Source organism: Devosia sp., from assembly GCF_030689745.1.
Classification (GTDB): domain Bacteria; phylum Pseudomonadota; class Alphaproteobacteria; order Rhizobiales; family Devosiaceae; genus Devosia; species Devosia alba.
On the sequence record NZ_JAUYGL010000218.1, the window covers coordinates 1 to 12,426 of the forward strand.

13 protein-coding genes are annotated in these 12,426 nt (G+C 53.3%); all 13 read right to left on the bottom strand.

Annotation, left to right across the window (positions count from 1 at the left end; translation table 11 throughout):
* The coding region (locus Q8O80_RS19010; protein ID WP_305582210.1) for a glycosyltransferase family 4 protein at positions 1–1,053 on the bottom strand (1,053 nt) is incomplete at its 3' end.
* Positions 1,050–2,012: an NAD(P)-dependent oxidoreductase gene (locus Q8O80_RS19015; protein WP_305582212.1), complete on the bottom strand. Its 963-nt coding sequence runs from the start codon at positions 2,010–2,012 to the stop codon at positions 1,050–1,052. The genes Q8O80_RS19015 and Q8O80_RS19010, both read right to left, overlap by 4 nt.
* 41 nt (positions 2,013–2,053) lie before the next feature.
* Positions 2,054–2,968, bottom strand: a complete 915-nt coding sequence (locus Q8O80_RS19020; protein ID WP_305582214.1) for a glycosyltransferase — start codon at positions 2,966–2,968, stop codon at positions 2,054–2,056.
* Positions 2,965–3,927: an NAD(P)-dependent oxidoreductase gene (locus Q8O80_RS19025; RefSeq protein WP_305582216.1), complete on the bottom strand. Its 963-nt coding sequence runs from the start codon at positions 3,925–3,927 to the stop codon at positions 2,965–2,967. The genes Q8O80_RS19020 and Q8O80_RS19025 overlap by 4 nt, the downstream gene beginning before the upstream one ends.
* The gene (locus tag Q8O80_RS19030; RefSeq protein WP_305582218.1) at positions 3,924–4,373 is read right to left on the bottom strand and encodes a dTDP-4-dehydrorhamnose 3,5-epimerase family protein; all 450 of its coding nucleotides are present in this window, start codon (positions 4,371–4,373) and stop codon (positions 3,924–3,926) included. Before Q8O80_RS19030 ends, Q8O80_RS19025 begins: the two co-directional genes overlap by 4 nt.
* Entirely contained in the window at positions 4,370–5,452 is a 1,083-nt protein-coding gene (rfbG, locus tag Q8O80_RS19035; RefSeq protein ID WP_305582220.1) for a CDP-glucose 4,6-dehydratase, read from the bottom strand. The genes Q8O80_RS19030 and rfbG overlap by 4 nt, the downstream gene beginning before the upstream one ends.
* Positions 5,437–6,225 (bottom strand): glucose-1-phosphate cytidylyltransferase, encoded by a 789-nt coding sequence (rfbF, locus tag Q8O80_RS19040; RefSeq protein ID WP_305582222.1) that lies wholly within the window; start codon positions 6,223–6,225, stop codon positions 5,437–5,439. The genes rfbG and rfbF overlap by 16 nt, the downstream gene beginning before the upstream one ends.
* Before the next feature lie 59 nt (positions 6,226–6,284).
* Positions 6,285–7,055 (bottom strand): oxidoreductase, encoded by a 771-nt coding sequence (locus Q8O80_RS19045; RefSeq protein ID WP_305582224.1) that lies wholly within the window; start codon positions 7,053–7,055, stop codon positions 6,285–6,287.
* A 65-nt stretch (positions 7,056–7,120) separates the two neighbouring features.
* Positions 7,121–8,110, bottom strand: a complete 990-nt coding sequence (locus Q8O80_RS19050; protein WP_305582226.1) for a glycosyltransferase — start codon at positions 8,108–8,110, stop codon at positions 7,121–7,123.
* On the bottom strand, positions 8,107–9,243 hold the full coding sequence (locus Q8O80_RS19055) for an NAD(P)-dependent oxidoreductase (protein ID WP_305582228.1): 1,137 nt from the start codon (positions 9,241–9,243) through the stop codon (positions 8,107–8,109). Before Q8O80_RS19055 ends, Q8O80_RS19050 begins: the two co-directional genes overlap by 4 nt.
* 108 nt (positions 9,244–9,351) lie before the next feature.
* On the bottom strand, positions 9,352–11,346 hold the full coding sequence (locus Q8O80_RS19060) for a radical SAM protein (RefSeq protein ID WP_305582230.1): 1,995 nt from the start codon (positions 11,344–11,346) through the stop codon (positions 9,352–9,354).
* Positions 11,343–11,933 carry a DapH/DapD/GlmU-related protein gene (locus Q8O80_RS19065; protein ID WP_305582232.1) on the bottom strand — a complete coding sequence of 197 codons (591 nt, stop codon included), beginning with the start codon at positions 11,931–11,933 and terminating at the stop codon, positions 11,343–11,345. Before Q8O80_RS19065 ends, Q8O80_RS19060 begins: the two co-directional genes overlap by 4 nt.
* The coding region (locus Q8O80_RS19070; RefSeq protein ID WP_305582234.1) for a CatB-related O-acetyltransferase at positions 11,930–12,426 on the bottom strand (497 nt) is incomplete at its 5' end. The genes Q8O80_RS19070 and Q8O80_RS19065, both read right to left, overlap by 4 nt.

Below are 12,426 nucleotides of genomic sequence, written 5' to 3' on the forward strand. Positions count from 1 at the left end.
CACTCGTGCCGCCTCGCCCATTTGTTGACGCAAATCACGATCTTCCAACAGCTTCAGCAGCGCCTGTGTAAGCGCGGCGGCATCTCCGGCCGGAAACAGCAGTCCGGTTTTGCCGTCTTCCACTGCGTCGGTGATCCCATAGATTCGTGAACATACCGCTGGCACACCCATCGCGGCGGCCTCGATAATGACTTGTCCAAACCCTTCGCGATAGCTGGGTAGGCAAAAAATATCCGCTGCTGACATGTACCGTTCCGGATCGGATATGAAGCCGACTCTGCGCAGTTGCTCGCGATGCACCCCGCATATTTCCTGCACACGCGCAAAAGGGACATCCTCCTCCGCGCCCACCAGCATTAGCACGACATCCTCCCGATGCGATGCGATATCGGCAAATGCGGCGGCAAGATCAAGAATCCCCTTGTCGCGGTTTAATCTTCCCAGGAACAGGATCACGTTTTGCTCCGGGGCTATACTCAACTCCGCTCGCACCGCGTCTCTCTCTTTGGCATTGAAGCGGAATCGTTGAGCGTCGACGCCGCAGATCGACCCATGGCCAATGACCGCACCTTTGCCTTGCGGCAAAACGCCCTCAGATATCAGAAAATCTCTCTGCGAAGGACTATCCACCAGAATATGCGTTGCAAATAATACGATCAGCCTGTCGAACAGTTTGAGTACGCCGCGCTTCCACCCCCGCTTGTTCGACCATACTTGCCCGGTAAAGGTATGTATCCGATTGGGTACACCGGCCAGCCAGCCGGCCAGCATCGCCAACAACCCGGTTTTTGGCATGATGGAATGGACCAGATCGAACCGCTCGCGGCGGAACAATATTGTCAGTTGGATCAAAACCAGCAGGTCGCGCCAGGGCGATGCCTTGCGCTTGATTGCCAATGGTATGAACCGGGCGTCCAGATCGTTCAGCAGCTCCGCGCCGGCTGGGTTGCTAACTATCGTGACCGGCCACTTTGCTGCGGATGCGCGAAGATGCCCTTTGAGGAAGGAGTGCACTACGTCAGGAACCGTTGCGATAAAGCAGAGTTTTTTCATTCCGCACCCCGATGTTCGGCCCGCTGTTTGTATGCCTCGACCAGCTCCAGCAGCCCATCTTCCATTGAAGTAACGTGGTGATAGCCTAGTTCTTGCTGAATGCGTGATATAGGGTAAACCGAGCGGTTAACCATGGCCTCGACTCTTGATCGGGTAAGCGGAAAACCGGGTATTCCGCCTAAAACTTCCCCAGCCAAATATGCAAGCGGCGCCGGAATCCTCAGCCGTGGAGCGGGGCGGCCTAGCCTAGTGGCTATTGTGCCGACAAAATGTTCCAAAGTGCAATGATCGGACAGGTTGTATATCCTGCATTCTGCCTGCTGCATGGTTCCGCAACTGACTAGCCCCTCAATCACATTATCGACGTGAATATAATTTGCGGACGCCCCAGGTTTGCCGATGTACAAAAAAAGCCCCCGATCTATCATGGCAATCATGCCAAACAACGATTGATTAGCCATTTCCGCGCCAAACACGTTTGAGGGGCGCAGAATCGAATAACTGAAGCCGCCTTTGCTGGCGGCGTCAACGACAATTTTATCGGACTCGGTTTTGGTAATCTCGTATTCACCAAACGGATTCAAAGCCGAATCCTCGGTAATCGCACCTTCTGGCACCGATCCGTACACCCCGACACTGCTCAACTGCACCCAGCGGCCGATTCTCCGCGAAGCTGCCTCTGCCAACTTGCGCGTCGCATCGACATGCAACGCCCTCATGGCAAGCGGTTCCTTCAGCTGCCCTGCACAATGATAAAGCACGCCCACCCCATCCAGCATGGTCGAAAGCTCACTGACTTCCGCCGTCAGCAGGTCACACTCATGCATTTCGAGCAAGGAAGAGTGATCGGGCAGGTTCGGGCTGCGCGTCAGCAACCGCACTGTGTCACCCCGCTCGACTAAGCGTGCAACCAGTTTCTTTCCTATGAAGCCGGTTCCTCCTGTGACTGCCGCTATCATCTTTGCCTATCCATCAAATTCGTGACGCCAGGAGCGCCCTCTCAGACTTTTGCGCCGAAGAATCGGCGCACGGGTCCATTACCCCAAAGAGCGGACGGGGCCGCGACAAACCCATGCAGGACCATTTTCAATCCCTCCCGGAAAGAGCCGGACCTCAGGGTGGCAACGCCCAGCTTGATTTTTGCAATCGCCATTGCGCGGCGGTTCAATCGGCGTGCCTTGGCGCTCAACTGCAGCGTATCCGCTGCCCGCCTGAACAGCAATAATGCCTCGTTGGCAACGAGTATCTGATTTTTTCTGGAGCGCGTCATGCTGGCGGTCAGCACTCTTAGCTGACACAGGTGGTCGGCTATCATGGCAATTTTGGCACGCCGGGCCAGAGCCAGCGTCAGCCCGAGGTCTTGCGCCCAGACTATGCCTTCAGGATACCCGCCCACCTCCTGCGCCAAATGGCGTCGATACATGGCCGAGGAGTGCACGATAGGATTGGTCCATCCCAGACAATCCTGCAGTTCTTCCTGGTTGTCCGGCGGCTCGAATACGCCGAACACCTTGCCATGCTCATCGATGTGTTGCGCCCATGAGCCCACCAGCGCCACATCAGGATGCAGATCCAGAAACTCTACCTGCCGCGCCAGGCGATCCGGCAATGAAATATCGTCTGCGTCCAGCACGGCAATGTAGTCGCCCTGCGCCTGATCAAAGGCCAAACGCAGCGCGGGAGTCCGGCCAATATTTTTTTCCAGTGGGAATACCCGCACCCTGGGATCAGCATAATTTTTCAGAACGGACATCGATTTATCCGTTGAGCCGTTCTCCACGGCAATCAATTCCCAATCCAGAAATGTCTGGCCGATGATGCTATCAATGGCGGCCCGTAGATAAGGCTCTGCATTATAGATAGTCATCAATACCGATACGCGCGGGACTGTTGCGTGATTAGCCTGCGATATCATGCCGCGCTGCGCCCCCATGCCTGCGCACAAATCAGCAGAGTCCTGTCAATCTCTTCGTCCAGATTACCCTGCAGCATGAAACCCGTTTTCTGAAGTTTGTCGGAGTGGTAGTTCAAGGAGTCAACCTGTTCGTCAGGCTGCGGTTCCGGCCGTTCCATGCAGGGCAGATATCCCAGAGTCAGCTGGCAGCGCCGGGCAATTCTCTGCACCATACCCCATACCGAAAGCGGATTATTCCCGCCAAGATTGAACAATCCGTCCCCGCAGTCTGCCCGGCTTAGCCCGAGCAGATGCCTTACCGCTCGCGCGACATCCGTCAGCGTGATGAAATCCCGCTGCTGCAGGCCGCTGGAGCGCAAAACCAGCCTGCGGGTCTGCACCGCCTGGCGGCAAAGGTCGTTCACGAGCAGCGTCCAGCGATCGACATCCGGATGGGTCGGAGCGCCGAAGCCATTGGACAGCCGCACCACGATAGCGGTGATTTTTTTCTGGTCATGCGCGGCCAGAATAAAGTCTTCCGCCGCATGGTGGGTGATCGCGTAGGGGTGGATTGGCCTAGGCAGCGTTTGCTCGGTGATGTTGCCCACCAGCGGCGCGCGATAAACATGCGCCGTGGAGAAATAAATGAATTGCTTTACCCCAGCATCAATTGCCGCCTGCAACGCATTGAGCGTTCCCAGCGTATTGACCAGTATCGCCCTGCCTGGATCGATAACACACTCGTTCTCATTCATCGCCGCCAGATGTACCACTGCCTGTACATCCGCCATTGCCGCTGGTAAAGATCCAGTCTCGAGTACATCCATAGACACCGTTTCGGCCTGAGTCAGCCAACTCGGCGCGGCTTGCGCCTTGCGGCTGCCGAGCCGCACGATCCATTCGGGGTCGTTCGCCAACTCGACTGCAATCCTCCCGCCCAGGTAGCCATGGCCACCGGTAATCAGGACACGTCTGCTCATCGATGTTTGAGCGCCCAATCGTACGGGATCGAAGGATCAAAGGGATCGCGGCGCTCTATTTCATCGGGCGAATGGGGGATGGTGGCGCAGTTTGCGACGACCGCCGTCTCGTCCCCGATGCCCTTGAATCCGTTCCACACCAACGGCGGCACGGTCACCAGACAGTGATTGTCGGGCCCCATGAAAATTTCCTGGATCTCGCCCCGGGTCGTGCTTGCCGGCCGTTCGTCGTACAGCACAAACTTGATATGCCCGTGAGGAACGGCGTAATTCAGCGTCATTTCCTTGTGGATATGCCAACCTTTGATGGCACCGGGGTAAACGCAGGAAAAATAAATCTCGCCAAACTGCTGAAAGGCCGCGTCGCCGACCTTGAGCATATGCATCACCTTGCCGCGTTCATCGAGGAACTGGCGCAACGGTGTAATTTTAACGCCTGCTATCATTTGAGCTCCGGAAAATAGTCACGCAATTGTTGGTGGGTAACCGTGGATGCTTCGGTGCCATCCATGACTGCCTTGTACCAGTCGGCAGTCGCTGCCAGGGTTTGTTCTACATTCCAGCGCGGTCGCCAACCGAGCAACTGGTGCGCCTTGTCACAATTCAGTTGCAGCAGATTTGCCTCATGCTGTTTTGTCCCGTCGGGCTCGATCACGATACTGCCGCGCCCGAAACGAGCGACGATACGTTCCGCCACTTCCAGCACGGTACGCACCTCGCTGGAAGGTGGGCCGAAGTTCCAGGCACCCGCATAAGTCATGGGTTGCTCCCGCAAGCGTGCGGCGAGCAGCAGATAACCGGCAAGCGGTTCCAGCACGTGCTGCCATGGCCGGGTAGCTTGGGGGTTGCGCAGCACCACCGGCTTACCCACCCCGATAGCGCGGATGCAGTCCGGAACTATCCGGTCCACCGCCCAATCGCCGCCGCCGATCACATTGCCGGCCCGCGCCGTTGCCGCCCCCAGCTCCGGCCGATGCGCAAAAAACGAGCGCGCATAAGCCGAGAAGGCGATTTCGGCTGCCGCTTTCGATGCACTGTAAGGATCGTGCCCTCCCAGACGATCATTCTCCCGGTAGCCCCACACCCATTCCAGGTTTTCGTAGCATTTGTCCGAGGTGATATAAACCAGGGAACGAACCGACTCGCACTGCCGCACAGCATCCAGTAGATTTACCGAGCCCATCACATTGGTCTCAAAGGTCGTCTTCGGATCAGCATAAGACGGCCTGACCAGCGCCTGTGCCGCCAGATGGAATACGAACTCGGGCTGGAACGCCATCATGGTTTCCGCAAGCCTCGCGCCGTCGCGCACATCGGCTTCGACGTGGCGTATCGATTTGGCCAGGCCCAGGGCTGCAAAATGACTCACTGGTAGTTCCGCCGGAAGCGCGTAGCCCAGCACTTCAGCGCCGATCTCCTTGAGCAGGAAAGCCAGCCACGAGCCCTTGAAGCCGGTATGCCCGGTGACCATTACACGGCGTCCGGCAAAAGCGGGCAAGAACTCCGTAGTTACTGTTTTACCCACGGTGCTTTCCCCTGTTCATATAGCACATTAAGCAACTGGTACTCGCGGCTGGTATCCATCGGCTGCCAGAAACCATCATGTTCGAATACCATTAACTCGCCATCAGCCACCAGTTTGCGCATCGGCTCCTGCTCGAATACCAGGTCTTCAGCATCATCAAGATAATCGAATAATTTAGCGGATGCGACAAAATATCCGCCGGAAATCCGCCCGCCGTTGGCTTGTGGTTTCTCATTGAATTCCACTACCCGCCCTCCCTCGCTAACCAGTTCCCCGAATCGGCCCGGCGGGCGCACTCCCGTTACAGTCAACGCCTTGCCATGGGCACGATGGAACGCCAGCAACGCCGCAATATCCACATCTCCCACGCCATCACCATAAGTCAGCATGAAATCGTCGTCACCCACATATTTCCGGATTCGCGCGATGCGCGCTCCGGTCATGGCCTGTAATCCCGTGTCAACAAGCGTCACACGCCAATCAGATTCATCATGCGCAGTATGGAATTCCATCTCATCACGCTTGCCCAGCGTTATGGTGAAATCTTTGGTGTGCGCCTCATAATTCAGAAAAAAATCCTTGATGACTTGGCTCTTGTATCCAAGACACAACACGAAATCCTGATGGCCAAAGTTCGCGTAATATTTCATGATGTGCCACAGGATCGGGTAACGCCCAATCGGGATCATCGGCTTTGGAATGTTGTCGGCCACATCGCGGATGCGAGTCCCGTACCCGCCACACAGAATTACCGTCTTGAGAGGTTTAGTCATATGATCCATCGTCCCGGCGTATTCCTTAATTCAACTATCGAAGAAAAATGTAAGATTGTCTAAAGCGAAAAGCCATCATCGACTATCAGGTTTTGTCCTGTCACATAGCGCGATGCGTCAGACAGCAAGAACAATAAACTGCCGTTCACATCCCGAGAGTCAAGCATCCCCTTGCTGTTGCAGTATGTCTTGTATCTTTGAAGGAAAGCTTCCGGCTGCTCATCCAGTATCCCGCCCGGACTGAGGCAATTTACCCTTATGCCATCTCCTTTAAAATACTGCGCGAAGTATCGGGTCAGCTGGACGACCGCCGACTTGATAGCGGCATATTCCACCGGCATGGTCATGGGTGTATCGGCGTAAACCTCGAAACGGGGCGCCATCACCCCATAAATAGAGGCCATGTTGATGATATTGCCTCCACCCTGCCTCCGAAAGGCCAAGCCGAACTGTTGTGCCATGAGGAAGTACCCCCCCAGATGCGAGTCTACGTTGTCACAAAAATCCTCATAGGTCACATCCTCCAATTTGCGGCCATAATTCCGGTTACGCGGGTAAGCGTTATTTACCACTGCATCAATGCGACCATGCTTTTCCATGAGTTCCGCGATAAGCGCACTTACCGATGCATGGCTTGTAATATCCAGAGCAGCAGCCTCGGCATGTCCCGGATAGGCCGACACGATTTCCTCTGCCACGCGTGCGGCAGCCTCTGCATCAATATCAGCCACCACTGCGATACCACCCTGCTCAGCCACGGCGGCACAGAACTGCTTGCCAAGAAAACCCGCCCCCCCCGTAACAACAACAACCTTATCCGCTAACAGCATAGTCGCCCCTGTTGATATCTACCGCAAGTGTAAATTCCCCTCAAACTTTTTGAAAGCACGCTCAATCACGCACTCTTGACTCGATTCGATCCGTTATATGCCTTCCCGACAATCTTGATGACGCACAATACCAAACCAGGCACAAAGAATACCAATGCGAGCGGATCCAATTGGAAAATCCTGCTCAGGTGATAAGGAAAATTGCGCAATCCAGCCCGCGGTTGAGAGAAAAGATGAGCGCCCCACAGATACATGACACGCGTCCGCAAGCGGCAACGCTCGAAAAAAGTCAATTCCAGCAGCTTGATTTGCCCGAGCAGCAAGCGGAAATATTCCTCGTAAATTACGCGCCCCTTGGTTGAGCTGCGTATAGTGGTCTTGTGCTGGCGAAATCTGTTTAACGGTTCTGCAACATATGCAACATCGTAGCGCGATGCAACCCTGAAGAACCAATCCCAGTCGCCGCTTACGCGATAGGACGAAGTAAAATTTCCGATGGTGGAAAAGCATTCCCGCCGAATCAACGCCGCACTCAGGTTGGGAATTACGCATGAATGCAACAGAAAGCGGCTAATTTCAAGGCCTGTCACCAAGGTGTCCGTTGCGCATCTTGTGCGAAATGAGCGTTCTCTGCCGGCAAAGTCAGCCCCCAATAACCGATCATGTTCATCAACAAGCAGGCTGCGGCAGAATGCAATGCCCGCTGTAGGATTAATTTTCATCGCTCCTACTAGGCGTTCGATCATGCGCGGATCGCAGTCGTCATCACACTGGGCGAAAATGATAAATTCACCTGAAGACATCTCCACGCCTTGGTTGTTCACCACTACCCAGCCGCCATTCTGCTCTCGAACCACCAGCCTGACCTTGGGGTGAGACTCATACCTTCGCAGCACCTCAATGCTATTGTCCCTGGAGCAATCGTCTATGACCAGAATCTCGATATCCTGGTAGGTCTGGTTGATCAGGCTGTCCATCCGCTTCACTATGAATTGGGCGTAGTTGTAGCTCGGCACCACGACGCTGACCAATCCGCGCTTCACTGCATCGGTCATTTAAACAGCCCTTTTTTCCTGAGCTCCGTGAGGCTTTCTTCATAGCGGTCGACCTGTATCTGTTCGCCATTGACCCAGGCAATGAATCGGCTCAAGCCCTCTTCGATGCCCACTGAAGGTTCGAATCCGAGGATAGCTCGCACTTTCGTGAGGTCAGCAACATTGTGGCGAATGTCGCCTACGCGGAACTGCCCGGAAATTTCAATGGGTACCTTCCCGCCCAGCAGATGTTGCAAGGTGCCGGCAATCGTCATCACATCGGTTGCCACTCCGGAGCCGACATTGAACATATCCACAAGCGGTCCCTGATACTCGATGCCTCTCGCAGTCACCGCAACAACATCGTCGATATATACAAAGTCCCTGCTTTCCTTGCCATCCTCGAAAATATTGATGCCGCTCCTATTGCGAATCCGGGTCGAGAAGATCGACAGGATGCCTGTATAGGGATTGGAAAGTGACTGGCCTGGCCCGTATACGTTCTGGTAGCGAAAGGCCAGCGCCGAAATTCCCAAGGCCTTGCCGACCGTTAGAACCATCTGCTCCTGCGCCAACTTGGTGATCCCATACACTGATGCCGGACGCACAGGCGTCTCCTCATCCGATGCAACAAGCTGGGCCGGGACACCGCACAAGGGACAATGCACAGCGAAATCCCCCTGCTCCATGTTTTGAGCCTGCCGCAAGAACGGAAAGACCGTACCATGCTGGCTGCAGTGATACTTGCCCTCCCCGTAGACCGCACGTGACGATGCCACCACGATCTTTTTGACCGGGAATGGCTCATTGGCGATCATATCCAGCAACAGGGCAGTTCCGCCGATATTCACATCGGAATAATGCTGTATGGCATACATGGATTGCCCGGTGCCTGTTTCCGCCGCCAGATGCACGACCGTATCCATTCCCGGCAATGCCTTCAACAGGTCGTTCCTGCTGGCCACACTGCCACGGATGAATTCAACCTTGCCCTGGATTGAACGAAACAAGGTAGAAGACTCTGGCTCAGCACCGTGAATCTGTGGTGCCAGACTATCCAACACTCGCACATTGTGGCCTCTGGCAACCAGCTGCAAAGCCAGCCTGGACCCAATGAAGCCGGCCCCGCCCGTAATCAATATATTTTGAATCATATTTTCTCGGAGTATTTTTTTGAGAATTTACCCTGCATGGCTTCCCGCGACGGTCTGGATACGAGGTTACACCGGTATGCGCCCCGCTGCAAAAACGGATGCCAAAATTCAGGGCTGAACGATGGCGTTTTCATTTAAATGTTCGAGGTGGCACTTGTAATTGCCCTGATTCCGGCCGACCCATATCGCCTTATAGCACCATTGCGCCTTGTCACTCTCTGTTACTTTGTTTTCCCAGGAATATTCCATGATCGCGCCATTCAACTCGTCAATTCTTGCGCAGCCATTAACCAGAAACTCCTTCCAGGCATATTTTGCAATATGCTTCTTTACGGGTTCTTTCCGGTCCATAACAGATAACAAGAACACTTGAAAACGAACCAGATCTTCAATTACTCCAATATCAGTTTCAAACCCCTGTTTTCCTTCCAAATATCCGAGGAAATCCAGAATCTCACTGTTGAGCAATCTGCTGTCCCTTACACACCGCAGCCATGTGGCCTCTTCAATAGGCCAGAATATAGGAGCCAAGTCCGGATCATAGTGATCCCATCCCCCGCCAGAATATCCCGTATCTATATAATTCCGCACGATGTCATATTCTGCGTTGAACATGGATCCGTTACTGCTCTTGCAGTATTCGATGAAAATCTCGTAGAACGTCACGAATTTTAATTTGAACACCTGATTATAAAATTTGGCAACATATTCCAGTGCACCCATGCTATGGAAAGTCTGAGTCGTCCATCCATACAGATACATTTCCTTCAAATCGCTCAGGGAGAATGAGTTCGCACTGATTGTGATGTACTCATATTCAGGGATATCTCCACGGTTGTGTATGGATGAATGCCACAAATAAATCGGGGATTTGGTTACTTTGATGCCGTGCTCTTTCAGATAAGCCGGGGCATTCATGGGGGCGTTCACAAACACCCCGCAGTTATAGATAAACACTACCGGCCGGGGGAAAAGCTCCATTAATTGTTCCAGGCCGTTTTTATAGCTCTCCAGCGTTTCACCGGGCATGCCCATGATGAATTCAGTATAGGTTTCGATCTTATGGTCCCTGAACTGCTGCACCAGATTGGCAAAAGTGTCGAACTTTACGTTGGTTCTTTTGACCGTTTTTAAAGTCGTCGGATCCAGGGATTGAACCGCGAGCGTAACTGCTCGCAACAAATCTGCGTCCAATAGTTCCTTGGCGATAGGGATAAGCCTTTCCGATGAGGCTTTCACCCAGGCAGGCCTGACCCTGCCCGGGTATCCTTTGTGTAGCTTTTCTTCCTTGAATTTTCTCGCCAGCGCCAAATCTCTTTCCGCAAAGATTCCAAAATTGGCATCGCAACAATCTACATAGGGAATTTTATTATCGGCAAACCACTCGATCTCCCTGAACAGCGTATCTATGCTCCGTTTTCTGACTTTCGTTTTGGTTGCGCTTCCCCAGTCACAATAAGTGCACTGGAACGGGCAGCCACGATTGGTTTCCCAGGATGCGATGTAAGTCACACCTTCTACAGGTTCAACCAGATCCCATACCAGGTTTGTGAGATACGGAGATGGCAGGGTATCCAAATCCATAATGGTGGCAGCAGGCAAGGTTCTGAAATCACTCGTTTCCAATCCGTTAATTTTTGAATAGTCTTTATTCCTGGTGTATTCCGTAAAAATATCCCTTAACGTGATTTCACCTTCTTGGTGTACCAGAATATCCACATAGGGATAATCCGCAAAAAAAGTACCTTTGGAATTTGCTACCCATGTAAAAGGAACATCGCCCTGGTAATTAAGCGGAACCTGGGGTCCGCCAAATATCACCGTGCAATCCGGATTATTTTCCTTAACCTTCCTGGCCAGTCGGGTTGTTATTTCCCAATTCCAGGTATAGCAGGAACAAAGCAGAATATCGGCATCCGTACACCTGGATACATATTCATCAAACTTATTTCTGAAAACGAAGGTTTTTTCAAATTGAAACCGGGATTCCAAGTCCGGAAATGACTTGAGGTAGGCTACAAGAGAGGCAATGCTGTAAGGAAAGTGAATGACGCTCCCATATTGATAATTGAATTGTGTGCTGAAAACTTTTATCTTTTTCATGGGCGTTTTACACTGATCCATTTTTGCGAATGTGGGTCGAATTGCCGGATCACAACAGCAGGGATGCCAACAGCCACGGAATAATCAGGAATGTCACAAGTCACCACGGCGTTGGCACCGATTACACAATTCTTTCCGATGCGAGCGCCTATGATGCATGCATTTTCTCCGATCCAGCAACCATCCCCGATAGCAACCGCCCTCTTGAACCGAACCGGCTGACGCATGATTGGCTTGGAGGTGTCCTCATAACAGTGAAGATTGTCTGAGATATAAACGTTGTTGGCCGTGAGCACATAGTCCCCGATCACTACATCGCGCACGGATGCAATATGATTGTTGTATCCAAAGACACAGCCTTTCCCAAGCTTCAAGGAAGCAGGCGCATCACCAACGCCACAGCAATACAACCAGCTTCCCCGCTGCAGGATGGTTTTCTGGCCTATCTCTATGCCGTCTGCGCCGTCAATCCGGAAGGGGCGGAACAGGAATGAACCTCGACCGATCATTCTGAATGACGGCCCATAGACCAGCGCAAACCATAAGGACCACAGCTTGTTCAAGATGCGAGTGTGCAATCCGCTCATTCGCGCGGCTCCGCCTCGGCCAGAAAGGACTCCGGGTCAGAAAACAGGGGAGCCAGTTTTTCCAATCTGGCCTCATCGAATTCCCACCACCGGGAGTCAAGCAGCTTCTGGCAGATATCCTCCGTAAAGCGCAAACGGATCGGACGGCAAGGGTTGCCCGCTGCAACAGAATAGGGAGGGATATCCTTCGTTACTATTGAACCGGCTCCAATCACTGCGCCCGCGCCGATTTTAACGCCTGCCTTGACCATCACCCCTTGACCGATCCAGACATCCGGACCAATGACTGTTCTCGGAAGAACTTCAGTAAATTGCCGATCCTTTGTGAAGAAGCGCGGTAACGGCTGATCATTATCGTAGAACACGGGGCTGGTGCTAACCATCGAGGTCGGGTGGGCGCCAAGGCCAATAACCACATCACCCGCAATGGAGCAGAATGGCCCGACTTCGGCGTTGTATATGGCTGTCCCGGACTGTGCATAGCTATATGCTC

Coding starts and splice junctions, on each gene's coding strand:
- Q8O80_RS19015 (WP_305582212.1), bottom strand. CDS start 2,012: ATGATAGCGGCAGTCACAGGAGGAACCGGCTTCATAGGAAAGAAACTG.
- Q8O80_RS19020 (WP_305582214.1), bottom strand. CDS start 2,968: ATGATATCGCAGGCTAATCACGCAACAGTCCCGCGCGTATCGGTATTG.
- Q8O80_RS19025 (WP_305582216.1), bottom strand. CDS start 3,927: ATGAGCAGACGTGTCCTGATTACCGGTGGCCATGGCTACCTGGGCGGG.
- Q8O80_RS19030 (WP_305582218.1), bottom strand. CDS start 4,373: ATGATAGCAGGCGTTAAAATTACACCGTTGCGCCAGTTCCTCGATGAA.
- rfbF (WP_305582222.1), bottom strand. CDS start 6,225: ATGACTAAACCTCTCAAGACGGTAATTCTGTGTGGCGGGTACGGGACT.
- Q8O80_RS19045 (WP_305582224.1), bottom strand. CDS start 7,055: ATGCTGTTAGCGGATAAGGTTGTTGTTGTTACGGGGGGGGCGGGTTTT.
- Q8O80_RS19050 (WP_305582226.1), bottom strand. CDS start 8,110: ATGACCGATGCAGTGAAGCGCGGATTGGTCAGCGTCGTGGTGCCGAGC.
- Q8O80_RS19055 (WP_305582228.1), bottom strand. CDS start 9,243: ATGATTCAAAATATATTGATTACGGGCGGGGCCGGCTTCATTGGGTCC.
- Q8O80_RS19060 (WP_305582230.1), bottom strand. CDS start 11,346: ATGAAAAAGATAAAAGTTTTCAGCACACAATTCAATTATCAATATGGG.
- Q8O80_RS19065 (WP_305582232.1), bottom strand. CDS start 11,933: ATGAGCGGATTGCACACTCGCATCTTGAACAAGCTGTGGTCCTTATGG.